General features: G+C 60.9%; 15 protein-coding genes. 12 read left to right on the forward strand and 3 right to left on the reverse strand.

What is annotated here, in order from left to right:
- Position 1: 1 nt before the first annotated feature.
- The 4 genes from L0V05_RS05450 to L0V05_RS05465 are packed head-to-tail and all read left to right on the forward strand — an operon-like array spanning position 2 to position 3,981.
- On the forward strand, positions 2–1,231 hold the full coding sequence (locus tag L0V05_RS05450; protein ID WP_234869068.1) for an arginine deiminase: 1,230 nt from the start codon (positions 2–4) through the stop codon (positions 1,229–1,231).
- Between the two features lie 26 nt (positions 1,232–1,257).
- Positions 1,258–2,259, forward strand: a complete 1,002-nt coding sequence (locus L0V05_RS05455; protein WP_234869069.1) for an ornithine carbamoyltransferase — start codon at positions 1,258–1,260, stop codon at positions 2,257–2,259.
- A 1-nt stretch (position 2,260) separates the two neighbouring features.
- Positions 2,261–3,199: a carbamate kinase gene (gene arcC / locus L0V05_RS05460; protein WP_234869070.1), complete on the forward strand. Its 939-nt coding sequence runs from the start codon at positions 2,261–2,263 to the stop codon at positions 3,197–3,199.
- Between the two features lie 44 nt (positions 3,200–3,243).
- Positions 3,244–3,981: a TorF family putative porin gene (locus L0V05_RS05465; protein WP_234869071.1), complete on the forward strand. Its 738-nt coding sequence runs from the start codon at positions 3,244–3,246 to the stop codon at positions 3,979–3,981.
- Here L0V05_RS05465 and L0V05_RS05470 read toward each other — a convergent pair.
- Both L0V05_RS05470 and L0V05_RS05475 read right to left on the reverse strand, forming a co-directional pair.
- Positions 3,978–4,820, reverse strand: coding sequence for a bile acid:sodium symporter family protein (locus L0V05_RS05470; RefSeq protein ID WP_234869072.1), 843 nt, complete (start codon positions 4,818–4,820; stop codon positions 3,978–3,980). The two genes, L0V05_RS05465 and L0V05_RS05470, sit on opposite strands and share 4 nt — an antisense overlap.
- A 54-nt stretch (positions 4,821–4,874) precedes the next feature.
- Positions 4,875–6,542 carry a SulP family inorganic anion transporter gene (locus L0V05_RS05475; RefSeq protein WP_234869073.1) on the reverse strand — a complete coding sequence of 556 codons (1,668 nt, stop codon included), beginning with the start codon at positions 6,540–6,542 and terminating at the stop codon, positions 4,875–4,877.
- A 175-nt stretch (positions 6,543–6,717) separates the two neighbouring features.
- Between L0V05_RS05475 and L0V05_RS05480 the strand changes: the two genes are divergently transcribed.
- From L0V05_RS05480 to L0V05_RS05515, 8 genes are all read left to right on the forward strand, one after another.
- Positions 6,718–8,208, forward strand: coding sequence for a Ppx/GppA phosphatase family protein (locus L0V05_RS05480; RefSeq protein WP_234869074.1), 1,491 nt, complete (start codon positions 6,718–6,720; stop codon positions 8,206–8,208).
- 72 nt (positions 8,209–8,280) lie between these two features.
- Entirely contained in the window at positions 8,281–9,075 is a 795-nt protein-coding gene (locus L0V05_RS05485; RefSeq protein WP_234869075.1) for a CYTH domain-containing protein, read from the forward strand.
- Between the two features lie 113 nt (positions 9,076–9,188).
- Entirely contained in the window at positions 9,189–9,458 is a 270-nt protein-coding gene (locus tag L0V05_RS05490) for a hypothetical protein (RefSeq protein WP_234869076.1), read from the forward strand.
- Positions 9,455–10,036, forward strand: coding sequence for an AI-2E family transporter (locus L0V05_RS05495; protein WP_234869077.1), 582 nt, complete (start codon positions 9,455–9,457; stop codon positions 10,034–10,036). Before L0V05_RS05490 ends, L0V05_RS05495 begins: the two co-directional genes overlap by 4 nt.
- A gap of 109 nt (positions 10,037–10,145) precedes the next feature.
- Positions 10,146–11,021, forward strand: coding sequence for a hypothetical protein (locus L0V05_RS05500; protein WP_234869078.1), 876 nt, complete (start codon positions 10,146–10,148; stop codon positions 11,019–11,021).
- A gap of 153 nt (positions 11,022–11,174) precedes the next feature.
- The gene (locus L0V05_RS05505; RefSeq protein ID WP_234869079.1) at positions 11,175–11,381 is read left to right on the forward strand and encodes a helix-turn-helix transcriptional regulator; all 207 of its coding nucleotides are present in this window, start codon (positions 11,175–11,177) and stop codon (positions 11,379–11,381) included.
- A complete protein-coding gene (locus L0V05_RS05510; RefSeq protein ID WP_234869080.1) occupies positions 11,374–11,799 on the forward strand; it encodes a helix-turn-helix domain-containing protein in 426 nt (141 codons plus the stop codon). Before L0V05_RS05505 ends, L0V05_RS05510 begins: the two co-directional genes overlap by 8 nt.
- 49 nt (positions 11,800–11,848) lie before the next feature.
- The gene (locus tag L0V05_RS05515) at positions 11,849–12,868 is read left to right on the forward strand and encodes a site-specific integrase (RefSeq protein ID WP_234869081.1); all 1,020 of its coding nucleotides are present in this window, start codon (positions 11,849–11,851) and stop codon (positions 12,866–12,868) included.
- Positions 12,869–12,941: 73 nt separating this feature from the next.
- Here L0V05_RS05515 and L0V05_RS05520 read toward each other — a convergent pair whose 3' ends face one another.
- On the reverse strand, positions 12,942–14,216 hold the full coding sequence (locus tag L0V05_RS05520) for a tyrosine-type recombinase/integrase (protein WP_234869082.1): 1,275 nt from the start codon (positions 14,214–14,216) through the stop codon (positions 12,942–12,944).
- Positions 14,217–14,431 lie beyond the last annotated feature (215 nt).

A 14,431-nucleotide genomic window follows, 5' to 3' on the forward strand; every position in this document is an offset into this window, starting at 1 on the left:
GATGCAACTGGGCGTTCATTCGGAAATCGGCAAGTTGCGGAAGGTGCTGGTTTCTCGGCCATCGCTGGCCCACGAACGGCTGACACCCGGCAATTGCCACGATCTGTTGTTCGACGATGTCGTCTGGGTTGACAGGGCGCGGTCGGACCACGCCGATTTTGTGCTGAAGATGAAGGGGCGGGGGGTCGAGGTCTACGACATCCAGGATCTGCTGGCCGAGGTTTTCGAGACATCCACAGAAGCCCGTGCTTTCGTGCTGGACCGGCGCATCAACGACAACTACGTCGGCCCCGCCTTGGCGCGCATCCTGCGGCCATGGCTTGAATCCCTCAGCGGCGCGATGCTGGCCCGGCACATGCTTGGCGGCATCGTCCGCGAGGATCTGCCAAAGGACCTCGTTTCGCCGTTGCTGACGGCAGTGCTTGCGTCGAGCGAGTTCATCGTCCGGCCCGTGCCCAATGCCTTGTTCCAGCGCGACCCGTCCTGCTGGATTTATGGCGGCGTTACCTGCAACCCGATGTTCTGGCCCGCACGCAAGCCGGAGACGCTGTTCCAGCGCACGGTTTACAAGTTCCATCCGCTTTTCACCGCAAACGACTTCGACATCTGGTGGGGTGACGACGACGATATAGACTGGGGCATGACCTCCTTGGAGGGCGGCGACGTGATGCCGATCGGGAAGGGAGTCGTGCTGATCGGCATGGGCGAACGTTCCACCCGGCAGGCAGTCAATCAGGTCGCCAACCGGCTGTTCGAGAAAGGCGCGGCGGAACGGGTGATCGCCTGCGCCATGCCCAAATCGCGTGCGGCCATGCACCTGGACACGGTCTTTACCTGCCTTGACCATGAAAAGGTAACGGCCTTCCACGAGGTGGTGGACGATATCGTCTGCTACTCGTTGCGTCCGGGCACAGGCGGATTGCCTGACATTCGCAAGGAGAAAGGGCATCTCTTCGACGTCTACAAAGAGGCGCTCGGCCTTGGCAGCCTGCAGGTCATCGGCACTGGCGGCAACGAGTTCCAGCAGGAACGCGAACAGTGGGACGACGGGAACAACGTCGTGGCGCTCGAGCCCGGTGTGGTCGTGGGCTACGAGCGCAACACCCACACCAACACGCTGATGCGCAAGGCAGGGATCGAGGTGATCACCATCAACGGTCAGGAACTGGGGCGCGGACGCGGCGGCGGTCATTGCATGACCTGTCCGGTCCTGCGCGACCCGGCCTACTGATCCACTGGTTTAAGGGAGACAGTCCTATGGCATTCAATCTCAAAGGCCGCAGCTACCTCAAGATCACGGACTTCACGCAGCGCGAAATGTTGTATTTGCTGGACCTCGCGCGCGACCTGAAGCGCGCGAAATATGCCCGGTCCGAGCAGAAGGCGCTGGTCGACAAGAACATCTGCCTCATCTTCGAAAAGACCTCGACCCGCACCCGCTGCGCCTTCGAGGTGGCCGCGCATGATCAGGGGGCCCATGTCACGTATCTTGATCCCGCCGGCAGCCAGATCGGCCACAAGGAATCCATGAAAGACACCGCCCGCGTGCTGGGGCGCATGTTCGACGCCATCGAATATCGTGGAGCCGGGCAGGAGCTTGTCGAGGAACTGTCAAAATACGCGGGGGTGCCGGTCTACAATGGTCTGACCGATGACTGGCATCCTACGCAGATGCTGGCCGACATGCTGACCATGGTAGAAAACTGTGACAAGCCGCGCAGCCAGATCGCCTATGCCTTCCTTGGTGACGCGCGGAACAACATGGGTAACTCGCTTCTCATGCTGGGGGCGATCATGGGCTGCGACGTGCGCATGGTAGCACCGAAAGCCAACCAGCCCCATGATGACGTTCAGAACATGGCCCGCCGGCGCGCCGAACAGACCGGCGCCCGGATCATCATTACTGACGATGTGGGGAAAGGGGTCAAGGGGGCCGATTTCGTCCACACGGATGTGTGGGTGTCGATGGGTGAACCGAAGGAAGTCTGGGCAGAGCGGATCAAGCTGCTCAGCCGCTATCAGGTCAACATGGACGTGATGAAGGCCACCGGCAATCCGAACGCCAAGTTCATGCACTGCCTGCCGGCCTTCCATAATACCGAGACCAAAGTCGGTCAGGACATCCACGAGAAGTTCGGCATCACCGAGATGGAGGTGACGGACGAAGTGTTTGAAAGCCCGATGAACATTGCCTTCGAGCAGGCCGAAAACCGGATGCACACGATCAAGGCGATCCTTGTCGCCACGCTGGGGGCCTGACATGGGCCGCGTGGTGGTGGCGTTGGGAGGCAATGCGCTTCTCAAGCGCGGGCAGGAGATGACCGCCGACAACCAGCGCCGGAACGCCCGGATCGCGGCTGAGGCGCTGGCCCCCCTGTGCCTCGACCATGATACGGTCATCACCCATGGCAATGGGCCACAGGTCGGCATGCTGGCCTTGCAGGAAATTGCCTTCGAGGAAGTAGAAGACTACCCACTCGACGTTCTGGGCGCCGAGACAGAGGGCATGATCGGCTACATGATCGAACAGGAACTTGGCAACATCCTGCCCTTCGAGCATCCGATTGCGACGATCCTGACCATGGTCGAGGTGGACCCCGCCGACCCAGCCTTTGCCGATCCGACAAAGTTCATCGGCAAGGTCTACACCGAGGCCGAAGCCAAGGCCGAAGCCGCCGCCAAGGGCTGGACGGTGAAGCCGGACGGCAAATACTGGCGTCGGGTCGTGCCTTCACCGCAGCCCAAGCGCGTGTTCCAGCTACGGCCGATCCAATGGTTACTCGAAAAGGGCGTGACTGTGATCGCGGCCGGCGGCGGCGGCATCCCGACGATGTATGAACCAGGCAAGGACAGACATCTGATCGGCGTTGAATGCGTAATAGACAAGGACCGGGCCTCTGCCTTGCTAGCGAGGGAAGTTGGGGCAGATTTCTTTGTCATAGCGACCGACGCCGACGCGGTGTTCCTCGACTGGGGAAAGCCGGCTCAGCGCGCGATACGATCCGCGACGCCCGATGCGTTGGACCGCTACCATTTCCCCGCCGGGTCTATGGGGCCGAAAGTCGAGGCCGCCCAGGATTTTGTCCGAGCCACCGGCAGACGGGCGATCATTTGCGCGCTGGCCGACGTGCCGCAGGCGGTGCGGGGCGAGAAGGGCACGACCATCGCTCTGGACGTCGGAGAGATGGCCTTTCACTAAACCGCCAAATGCGGATGCAGGAGTTGACGTCAGGAGGAGCTACCATGAAAGCCTCGAAATCAGAATTGAAAGGGTTCAGAAGGCTTACTCATGGCCTTGCCCTTGCGATGCTCCTGCCCGCCGCCGGCGCCCGCGCGCAGGAGACGAACCCCACCACGGGCGAGGCGCTGCCGGGCGTCCCAGCACCGGCGACTGAGGGGGCTAAATTTCAGCTCAGTTATGGCGTGGGTCTGACCACGAACTACATTTCCAAGGGCCTGACCCAGACCGACAACCAACCTGCCATGCAGCCTTACGTGGAACTGGGATATGGGATCGGCTATGTGGGATTGTGGGCATCCAACGCCAGTTTCGGCGGAGTTTATGACAACGAACTGGACGTCAGCATCGGAATACGGCCTGGGTTCGGGAAGTGGTCTTTCGATTTGGGCTTTGTCCAATACTTCTATCAAAAGGACGACGCAGATTATGGCGAAGCATATCTGTTCGGCAAATACGCGTTGAATGATCAGGTAACGCTGAAAGCGCAGTACTATCATGAGGTCTATGCCAACAAGGACTGGCTATACGTCGGGGGCAGCTACTCCGACTTGCCGTGGGACCTGACTGTGTCAGGAGGTGTCGGGTCCGATTTCGGCACCAATGACTTCTCTGAGGATTCCGTTGCTGCCGATATTGGCGTTACCAAAGACTTGGGCGACCACGCTTCGATCGACATCCGCGCAAGCTATAGTTCGATCGAGGGCAACAGGCTGATCGCCTCGCTTGCGTTCTTCAATTAGCCGTCTGGACGCGCATGTCTTGCCATCACCGCTGACACCACGGCGGCAATGACCATCTGAACCGGAATGCCAAGAATGACCATTACGATTGCGCGCTGATCGGATCCTGCAACAGGTAGAAGGGGCGCGAGTGCCGCCCCGACGTTCCGCGTTGACAGGGCCAGGGCGATGACGGCGCGTTTTTCCCGGTTGAGAGCGTATGATCCGGCATAAGCGAGGCTGGTCAGGGCAACCAGAAAACTGACTTGTGCGAGAATGGCCAGCTGTCCGAGGCTATCGACGAAGTTGTTGCCATACAGGATGATACACAGGCCAAGTGCTCCAATTGCTGCGAGGTGCGTGCCGCGCTCCACCGGTATCAGGATCGCCTTGGCCGTTGCCGGGTAGGCCCAGAGGAGAGCCATACCCACCATGCAGGGAAAGAGCAGGAAGCCAATGACCGGACGCGCAATGGCGATTGCCGACACCGCCAGTTCCGGAAGGATGAAGGGAAGCGCTACGGGCAGGACGACGACCGTTCCGACCGCGCTGAGCACCATGATCGCCGGCACCCGGGTCATGTCTCCGCCCGCGCGTCGGACCAACGGGGGAAGGAAAGGCGCACAGGGCGTGAGACCAAGGAGGATCAGCCCCTCGGCGTAGGATTCCGCCATCGGCAACATTCTCGTGATGCCCCACGCCAGCGCCGGACCGACGAGAAACGCGAAGGCGAAGGCGACGCCGAGGAAACGCCAATCGCGCAAACTGGTGACAGCGTCGGCGAGGGTAACCACGAGGCCGAGTTGCAGAAGCGAGCCCGCCATGAAAAGGATGACAGCCAGTTTGAACGCGAACTCCATGCTGCCCCCTCGAAGCCCTGCGGGTCAAAGAACATCCAGAGCGCTCGCCTCCGGCTATCCCGTGTCTTTCAAAGATTGGTTGCTGAACTGCCGGACAGCGGAGCGCAGGTCGGGAAAGACGCGGTCCTTGCCAAGCCGACCAGGTATGCCATAAGCCGCCGCTTCGCCAGCCACGCCGGGGTTCATGCCCGAAATCCAGACGGCAACGCCTTCCCTGGCGAAGCGCTGTTCTTCGACGTCGAGCGACTGGAGCGCCGAGAACTCGATGTCGAAGACACGGCTGAGATCAAGGAGGAGCACGGCGGGCCTGTGGGTGCCGACGAGCGTCCGGATGCGGTCCGCGACGCCTTGCGCGTTTGCGAAGAACAGCCTGCCGACCGGCCTTAGGATGAGCAGCCCCTCGATGGGCTCGTCCACTTCACCATCCTGTCCGACCGGACCGAACAGATCTTCGCCCTGCTTTCGCGCAATGACCAGCACCGACGGATTTGCGGCCTGGCTTGCGAGGCCCACCATCGACAGCATGATTGCGATGACAATGCCTTGCAGCGTCCCGAACACCAGGACGCCGAGGAAGGCGGCCAATGCCCAGATGTATTCCATACGCCGCACCCGCAGGATGGCGGCGAAGTCGGCCGGCTGAATGAGACCGACGGAATACACGATCACCACGGCGGCCAGCACGGCATTCGGCAACAAGCCGAGAAGCGGCGAGAGAAGCAACATCGTCGCGGTCGAGATCATGGCCGTCACAAGCGAGGCCCTTTGCGACCGTCCGCCGACAGCGCGCACGACGGCTGTCTGCGACGTCCCACCACCAGCTGGCATCGCGCCCAGAATGGCGCCGGAAAGGTTCGCGGCCCCCGTCGCAAGCAATTCCCGATTAGGACGGATCGGAGGGTCTTCCGGTGCGATAAAGGCACGGCCTGCGGCGATGGACTCCGTGAAACTCATCAGCGCGATGCCCGCTGCACCGGGCAACAGTTGTGCGACCAGATGGCTGTCGGGCAAGGTCAGCGGCGGCAGGCCGGGCGGAATATGCCCAATAATCGACAGGCCCCGCGCATCGAGGCCGAACAGCCAGACGGCGGCTATGGCGCCGGCGATGACGGCCAAGGCGGCCGGCGAATGGGGCCTGATCCGCTCGGCGAGCGCCAGCAGGCTCAAAGCGCCGGCGCCGATCACGACAGTCACGACCGAGATCGCGGGAAGGTGCTGCACAAGGCTGACGATATCCCGGAAGAAACCTTCTTTCTCGAAATGAATGCCGAGAATCTTTGGAATCTGGTCGAGAACAATGACTAGGCCGATTCCGGCCTTGAAGCCGGTCAGGACCGGCGCGGAAATCAGGTTGGCGACAAAGCCGAGACGCAGCATCGAAGCCATCACGAGTATCAACCCCGTCAGGGCGGTCAGTGTCGCGGTAGCTGTCGTCAGACGGGCAAGGTCGCCATCTGGGACCGCAAGGCCAAGCTGGGTCGCGGTCAGGATGGCCAGAGTGGTCGTCGAACTGAAGCTCAGGACACGCGACGAGCCGATCAACGCATAGACGATCATCGGAACAAAAGCCGTATAGAGACCCACGCTGACCGGAAGGCCCGCCACAGTCGCATAGGCCATCGACTTTGGTAGCACCACCGCCGCCGCGGTCAGTCCGGCAATCAAATCGGCTTTTGCGCCAGCAGCATTTACAGTGGGGCCCGATCCATGGATTGCCTTCATCTGCCGGCTCCTTCGGTCAAATGGCAGTCAGCCTCGGACCGGATGTCAGGCGACACACCATCGATGATACTATCTGCGAAATTCAGGAGGACAGAAACATGATCCATATCAACGAAATTCGCGGTGTATTCAATTAGCCAGAAGTGGTGTCGCTTAGGACCCCGGGGAGGCCGAAATGACAGGTCAGCCATCACGTTGGGAGTGGCGCAGTTTCGGAGATCGTTTTGACGAGGCAGACCGGAAACTGGCGACGCTGGCCAAGAGCCCGGTGCATGTCAGCGACGAAATCTACATCTGGTCCGAAGCCGGCGGGAATGTGAAGATCCGGGACGAGTTGCTAGACATCAAGGTACTCCGGCAGGTTGATGCGCACGGGCTCGAGCAATGGAGCCCCGTTCTGAAGGCTACATTTCCGCTTGATGCGTCTGCCCTGGATGTCTTGAGTGCGGCCCTAGGGCCAAGGGTAACTCTTCCCGAGCAAGACCGATTGTCTCTTGACGGCCTCCTGTCGGTGCTACAGTCGCAAACCGGCAAGGTGAGGGTCGTAAGCGTCCACAAACGGCGTGTTCGCTACTCTGTCGAGGGGTGCATGGCGGAGTTGTCCGATGTCGTTGCAGACGGACGCTCCACTCGCACCATCGCCGTCGAATCCACGGATGCGGACGCGGTCCTAAGGGGTGTGGCTTGGCTCGGCCTCGCGGGCTACGAGAACATCAGCTACCCCCGATGGCTTGCTGCCTTGGCTTCCGGCGCGCCAGAAACTTGGGCGGTGATCGACGTCGGAACGAACTCGGTCAAGTTCCATATCGGCACGCAGGACGCCACGGGTCGCTGGCGCTCTATCGTCGATAGGGCGGAGGTGACCCGCCTCGGCGAAGGCCTCGCTCAGAGCGGTTGCATTGGCGAAGCGCCGCTGGAGCGCACGATCGCGGCAATTGGCGGCATGGCGAAGGAAGCCAGACGCCACGGGGCAAAGGCGATCTTTTCCGTCGGAACCGCCGGCCTGCGTCAGGCATCGAACGCCGGGACTGCCGTGGAAGCCATCAGGGACCAGACAGGCATTGCCGTGGAGGTCATCTCGGGCGAGCAGGAAGCCCGGTTGGCCTTCCTCGCCGCAACCTCCGGCCTGGCAAAGGCGACGGGGAGAACCGTGGTCTTCGACACTGGCGGCGGTAGTTCGCAATTCACCTTCGGGCACGGGTCGATCGTGGATGAGCGGTTCAGCCTGAATGTCGGGGCCGCGCGATACACCGAGGCTTTTGGACTGGATGGTCACGTCGATGCGGAACAACTGAAGGCAGCCCTGGCAGCGATCGCCGCCGATCTGGCGCGCCTCGGTGACAGGCCGGCTCCGGACCACCTCATCGGCATGGGCGGAGCGATCACCAATATGACGGCCGTCCATCTCGGCCTGACGAGCTACGATCCCGAAAAGGTGCAGGGAACGGTCCTTGACCTTGCCGAAGTCGATCGGCAGGTCGATCTCTTCAGCCGTCTAGACGCATCGCAGCGGCGCTCGGTGCCCGGTTTGCAACCGGCGCGCGCGGAAGTGATCCTTGCCGGGGCCTGCATCGTGAAGTCGGTAATGGAGACGCTATCCTGTGAGAGGCTTGTCGTCAGCGATCGTGGGCTACGCCACGGCGTCTTGCAGGACCGCTTCGGCTGACGGTCCGTCGGTCCGCTACAAGTTGGGTGCAGTCAATCTGGCATACGAAATGAGCCTGAACGGGAGGAAGCGATGAAGTCGACAAACAGAAAATCCCCACCTGCGGCGGACGCGCCCGTAGCGTCGGAAGCGGACGTCATGAAGATGCTCGATCTGCTGAAGGGCTCGACCAGCGTCGAGCTCAAGCTTACGCTTCCCGATACCAACATCCGGCCGGCGATCCAGCGCTTGGGTTTTGATCCTGTCGAAGCTGAACCGCGCCAGTGTTATTTCTTTGACACTAAGGATTTGGATTTGCAGCGTGCGGGGCTGGTAGTCAGGGCGCGACGAATCCAGGGGGGCGCTGGAGACTCGGCGATCAAGCTGCGCCCGGTTGATCCAGCGGCGGTCGATCCAGAGCTGCGCCGCTCACCGGCCTTCAAGATCGAACTCGATGCGATGCCCGGCGGGCATGTCTGTTCGGCTTCTTTCAAAGGGGTATGCAGCGGGGAAGACGTGCGTTCGGTCGCTGAGGGATCGGCGCTGCTGTCGACACTCTTCTCCAAAGATCAGCGTGCCTTCTTCGCGGAACATGCGCCGGAAGGCATTGACCTCGACTCTCTTGTCCCGCTCGGTCCGACATTCCTGCTGCGCGTTAAGGAGCAGCCAAAGAAATACGACCGACGCGTGACAGTCGAGCTGTGGCTCTATCCCGACGGCTCGAGGATATTCGAGATTTCGACCAAGGCTCAGCCAAGAGAAGCCTTTCAGGCCGCTGCGGAGTTTCGGGCCTTCATAAAGAGTTGCGGCATTCCGATCGTCGCCGTGGACTCAATGAAGACAAGGACAGCCCTAGAGTATTTCAGTAAGGAGCCACAGGACGCTTAATGCTCTCGGCTTCGGGGCAGTCGGTCGACCTTCGGTCAAGAACTCTATGAACTCCGTCAGGTTTGCAAAACGCTCGACATCTCTCGAAAGAGGGGAGCATCACGAGAAAAACTTTGAAAAAGTCTATCTCTGGATTAACCGGAGCGATCCGTTTTGCTGGTTTAGACAATGAGGGTCAGGCCCCGTTGCGTTGCAGGCGGTCAAACCCGGCGCGTCTCAAGGAGATCGGCATGATGCAGGATGACGGATCATCGCACGCGACCGAGTTCGGCAAATTGGATCAATCCTTCGATACAAAGTTCACCGACCTGCTGATTAAGCTCATAATCGTCGGCTTTTTCGCCTACTTCTCGCTCACTTACTGGCGCCCTTTGCCATTGTGACGATCTGGGCGGTGGTGCTTGCAGTGGCCCTGTATCCGGCATTCGAGGCATTGCGCCTGCGCCTTGGCGGCCGTGGGGGTCTTGCAGCAACCCTTATCACCGTTCTTGGTCTGCTGATCGTTCTTGGCCCTTTGGGAGCTGCGACTCTTAGCCTGACCGATACCACAGCGGATCTCGTAGTTCGATTCCAGGAACACACGATCAATGTACCTCGGCCACCTGACTCCGTGAAGGAATGGCCATTCATCGGCGAGAAGGTCCATGCGGCCTGGACTTTGGCTTCTGTCAATCTTGAGGCAGCAGCAAAACGTTTCGGGCCGCAATTCATGGCGGCCTCAGGCAACATTGCAGCCAAGGTTGCAGGGATCGGACTCGGTATGATTGGTTTTGCGGTGTCGGTCCTGATTTCCGGCCTTCTCTTCGTTCCTGGCCAGAGATTGGCAGAGTCTGTCAAGGCATTCGCGCGTCGCGTTTCGCCCGATCGCGGAGCCGAGTTCACCGACCTAGCAGGCGCGACAATCCACCCGAAAGGTTACAACAGATCCGAGCTCAACAGACAAATGCGAGCCGCCTGCTAGATTTCCGCCGTCTGTGAAGCCAAAATCCTAGTCCGTGTTACCGCCTAGGAGATCCAAGTTGACCGTCCCAAGGACCGAGAGCTCAACGCTCGCGGAGCGCGTGTACGTTATGACTGCGAAGCCGCTCCTTCAGTGGACACCACCGGAACAGGGACCGGCAATTGGTCCCGACTTCGACGCATTGATGATGCGCGTTGACGAGGTCATTGCTTCCGGTCGAAGGCGCATCCGCGAATGGATAGTAGCCCAAGGCGGCGAACAGCTCGCGAAATCATTTGATCGCCGTGGTGTTGCGACAGAACCCGCCGCCGAGCAATGGCAACGGGGAGATAAACAGAGGGCAACCGACCTTGTCCGTAGTCTTCATCCGGCCATGGCTGCCGCACTTGGTGCGCCGCGGTTGATGGCAGACTTCGAACATTGGGGAAGGTCGGCCTATTTCGAGTTGAGTGAAGCCCTGTGGTTGTCATTCGGTTTGGAACCCGCAGGCATCTATGAAGGTCGGAAGCTTTCAATAGTCAAGAAAGACAGTACGGATCTGATTGATCAGTATGCCCTGCGCCGAGCTGAGCTAATCCGACGAAGGTTCAATCCCGATGGCTACGACCACCGCGTTTCTCCAACGGAGCTCTTGGCGTGGGTCCAAGAAGTAGAGCTTGATGTGCACCCTGGCTTCGCCGCGATGCTGGCGGACATGGTTGCCCGGTCTAAGGACATCGCGGTCGAACCGCCGCCTGGGCAGGCCGCAGTTGAAGGATCAAGCAAGTTCGATGACCGGGAGAAGCGATCGCTCTCCATGCTTCTCGTTGCATTGGCGATCACGGACCATGGCTACCAGCCGAACCAGGCGCGCAGCCCTATCCCGAAAGAGTTCGAAGACATGGCGGCCAGGCTCGGTCTTGAACTGACTCGAGAAACCATCCTGAAGTATCTCAGACTGGGGGCGTCGCAGTTGCCAGAGGGGTGGGAGCCGCTCGATCTCTGACCAGAGAGATAATCGTATAACGATTATCTTTTCGATTTTCTCATGTTTCCCGTAGGTTATTTCTGATCGGATAGGCAGGATTGCAGATCTGCCTCATCCGGATTTGGCTCTGACAGGATCACCTCGAACGTACTCGCTCCGAGGTGAATCGCATTGGACGACCAGAACTTCCCCCGCACCGGCTTTGTCCGGCTTTCTTCCATCCTTGCCCCGGCCGGTCCGATCCCGGTGTGCCGCTCGACCTGGTGGCAGGGCGTCAAGGATGGCCGATTCCCCAAACCGCAGAAACTCGGCCCGCGCACTACCGTCTGGAAAGCAGAGGAAATCCGAGCCCTGTTCGAGGGTCCCGCCCATGGCTAAGCGACCGAACCCCCGCTCCGTTCGAGCCGCCCGGTCCTATACTTTGCAGGAAGCCGCCGACGCCATCGGTGTTTCGATCGGGACGGTGCGCGGGTGGATCCGCACAGGGTTGCCCGCGTTCGTCGGGCGCCGACCGGTCCTGATTGTGGGCAGCGATCTTCAGGCTTTCCTCCAGAATCGGCGGGCGAGGTCGAGGATCGACCTCTCCGAGGATGAGTTCTTCTGCCTCCGTTGCAAACTGCCGCGAAAGCCTTTCGGGATGCTGGTCGATCTGCACCTGCAATCGGCAAAGACCGCCCGCCTCGTGGGGCTCTGCGAGGTCTGCGGCACCCCTTGCAACAAGATGGTCAGCCGCCGCGATCTCGCGCGGATCGGCCAGATCTTCGACGTCGCGGGCAAGGTCGGGTCGCAGGCCTAAGGGATACCCCCGACCTCCTCTCAAACCGACACTTCGAAAGGCAAACACGATGGCCCGCAAACACAACGAAGAAAACGAGCGGATCAAGCGCCACTACCTGCACTTCCTGCGGGAGGCCAAGCGCAGCGACACGAAGACCGTCGACAAGGCCGCCGAGGCAATCCGGCGGTTCGAATGCAGCACCGGTGTTAAGCCGTTCAAGAAGTTCCACATCGAGCAGGCGGTCAGCTTCAAACGCCGCCTGGAAGCCGATACCAACAGCCGCACCGGCAAGCCGCTGGCGAAGGCGACGATCGACGGCACGCTGCGGGCGGTGAAGGCGTTCTTCCTCTGGCTGGCCGGCCAGCCCGGATACAAGTCGCGCATCTCCTATGCCGATGCCGAGTATTTCAACCTCAACGCCAAGGACGCCCGGATCGCCCATACCGAGCGGGACGTGCCCTATCCGACGATCGAACAGTGCCGCCATGCCTTCAACCTGATGCCGGTGACGACCGAGATCGAGCGGCGGAACAAAGCCATCTTCGCTTTCCTCATGCTGACCGGGGCGCGGGACGGGGCCATCGCCTCGCTGCGGCTCAAGCGCATCGACCTCGACCAGGCCTGCGTCTACCAGGATGCCCGCGATGTGAAGACCAAGGCGTCCAAGACCTTCACCACCTGGTTCTTCCCGGTCGGGCAGGACTATGTCGACTGCTTCGCCGACTGGGTCGGCCACCTGCGCCGTGACCTGCTGTTCGGCAACGAAGACGCGCTGTTCCCCAAGCCGCTGCTCAAGCAGAAGGACGGCGCCTTCGCCGTCGTAGGCCTGTCGCGCGAGACCTACAGCGATGCCTCGGCGATCCGCGAGGTCATCAAGGGGGCCTTCGTCAATGCCGGCTTGCCGGCCTTCGCGCCGCACAGCTTTCGCAAGACGCTGGTCAAGCATGGCGACCAGATCTGCAAGACCCGCGAGCAGTTCAAGGCCTGGTCGCAGAACCTCGGGCATGAAAGCGTCGTCACCACGATCAGCGCCTATTGCCCGGTGTCGAACGACCGACAGGCCGAACTGATCCGGGCCTTGGGCTGAGGCAATCGCGGGCGAGGGGGCGAGAGGCCGCTTCGGTTGGCATCTGCATCCAACCGCTACCGCATCTCGTGCCCTAGACGCGTCTGAGTTCGATCACCTTTGACTCGGACCCGGTCACGAAGTTTGCCCAACGGATCATCAGAAGGCGGCGCTGGTCGAGCAGATCGGACCGGGCATAGCTGCGCTCGACCTCACTGCCGACGATATGGCCCAGTGCTGTTTCGGCAACATCGTAGCTGGCGGTCTGTTGGTCTTGCACCCAGGTCCGGAACGAGGTGCGGAACCCGTGCGGCCGACCGGGTTCACCAAGGGTGGTCAGGGCCTTCTCAAGCGCATTGGCGGTGATACCACCCCACTTGTCGGTCCGCTTCCTTGCCGGAAACAGAAAGCCGTCCACAGCCACCGCCTTGGCCATCTCGATCACCTCAAGAGCCGCAGTGCTTAGCGGCACCCGGAAGTCGCTAACATGGCCTTCGCGGCCCTTGATCCGATCGGCGGGCACGGTCCAGACGTCGCCTTCGATCTCTTCGACCCGGGCGCCGCGGGCGGCATCACCCCGCACGGCAGTCAGGATGATGAGACGCAGACAGAGATGTGAGGCGGTGTGGGATTCACACAGACGGGCGTAGAGGTCGGGGACGTCCTGCCACGCGGTTGACGCGATATGCTTGTGCTTCCGCTTCGGCCGCTTGCCAAGCAGTTGCCGGGCAATGTCGACGATGAACGGGTCGATCGGATAGCGGGCGAGGCGCCCCAACTCAAAGGCCATGCGCAACCGGGTCGAGGCCTTGCGCGCTGTCTCGGGCTTCGCGAACCAGATCGGCGCCAGCACATCGCGGATGTCGGCCTGATCCAGGCTTCCGACTCTTCGTTTGCCGATCTTCGGCAGGATGTGGACGCGAAGTGGCGATAGCCAGCGCCCGCGCTTTCCCTCGTCGCGCAAAGTGGGTCTCAGGCTCTCGAAGGCCATATTGACCAGTTCTTCAACCGTCGGCCCTTTGTCGAGCGCCGCCGCCGCCTCAGCTTCAACGCGGCGCTGCCGTTCGGTAATGGGATCAAGGCCGCCCTGCAGTACCGCAGCCCATTTGTCGCGTTCCTGGCGCGCGGCCGCCAGCGACACTTGTGGGAAGGACCCCAGCCCCATGTCCCTGCGACGGCCCGCGATCGAGTAGCGATAGGTCCATTTGCCACCGTCCGCCCTCTTGTCGAGAAAGAGGCCACCGCCGTCTTGCACCACCCCCTCAGCTGCCGATCTGAGCTGCATCGCCGTCAGCTTGTTCTTGCCACGAACCATGCACCAGCCCCACATCCAGCCCCACAATTGGCACTGGATTACCACGGATTTCATCGGACAACTACGGACAAGTCATAGATATACTATTGCTACTTATCAAATAAAACGGACAAAGTTGGATACGGGTAGACAATAGTTCGAGTCCCTTCACCGGCACCACTATCCAAAAAAGAACCCCCGCAATCCTAATGGGTTGCGGGGGGTTCTTTTTGGTTGATCCCCCTTTTTGCGCCCTGAATTCTCACAACGACCAATCAAGCGGCCCCAAC

The sequence above is a fragment of the Alitabrizicola rongguiensis genome, from assembly GCF_021491355.1.
Lineage (GTDB): Bacteria > Pseudomonadota > Alphaproteobacteria > Rhodobacterales > Rhodobacteraceae > Aliitabrizicola > Aliitabrizicola rongguiensis.

Coding starts and splice junctions, on each gene's coding strand:
- L0V05_RS05465 (WP_234869071.1), top strand. CDS start 3,244: ATGAAAGCCTCGAAATCAGAATTGAAAGGGTTCAGAAGGCTTACTCAT.
- L0V05_RS05455 (WP_234869069.1), top strand. CDS start 1,258: ATGGCATTCAATCTCAAAGGCCGCAGCTACCTCAAGATCACGGACTTC.
- L0V05_RS05515 (WP_234869081.1), top strand. CDS start 11,849: ATGGCCCGCAAACACAACGAAGAAAACGAGCGGATCAAGCGCCACTAC.
- L0V05_RS05480 (WP_234869074.1), top strand. CDS start 6,718: ATGACAGGTCAGCCATCACGTTGGGAGTGGCGCAGTTTCGGAGATCGT.
- L0V05_RS05475 (WP_234869073.1), bottom strand. CDS start 6,542: ATGAAGGCAATCCATGGATCGGGCCCCACTGTAAATGCTGCTGGCGCA.
- arcC (WP_234869070.1), top strand. CDS start 2,261: ATGGGCCGCGTGGTGGTGGCGTTGGGAGGCAATGCGCTTCTCAAGCGC.
- L0V05_RS05520 (WP_234869082.1), bottom strand. CDS start 14,216: ATGAAATCCGTGGTAATCCAGTGCCAATTGTGGGGCTGGATGTGGGGC.
- L0V05_RS05485 (WP_234869075.1), top strand. CDS start 8,281: ATGAAGTCGACAAACAGAAAATCCCCACCTGCGGCGGACGCGCCCGTA.
- L0V05_RS05500 (WP_234869078.1), top strand. CDS start 10,146: ATGACTGCGAAGCCGCTCCTTCAGTGGACACCACCGGAACAGGGACCG.
- L0V05_RS05470 (WP_234869072.1), bottom strand. CDS start 4,820: ATGGAGTTCGCGTTCAAACTGGCTGTCATCCTTTTCATGGCGGGCTCG.
- L0V05_RS05450 (WP_234869068.1), top strand. CDS start 2: ATGCAACTGGGCGTTCATTCGGAAATCGGCAAGTTGCGGAAGGTGCTG.
- L0V05_RS05510 (WP_234869080.1), top strand. CDS start 11,374: ATGGCTAAGCGACCGAACCCCCGCTCCGTTCGAGCCGCCCGGTCCTAT.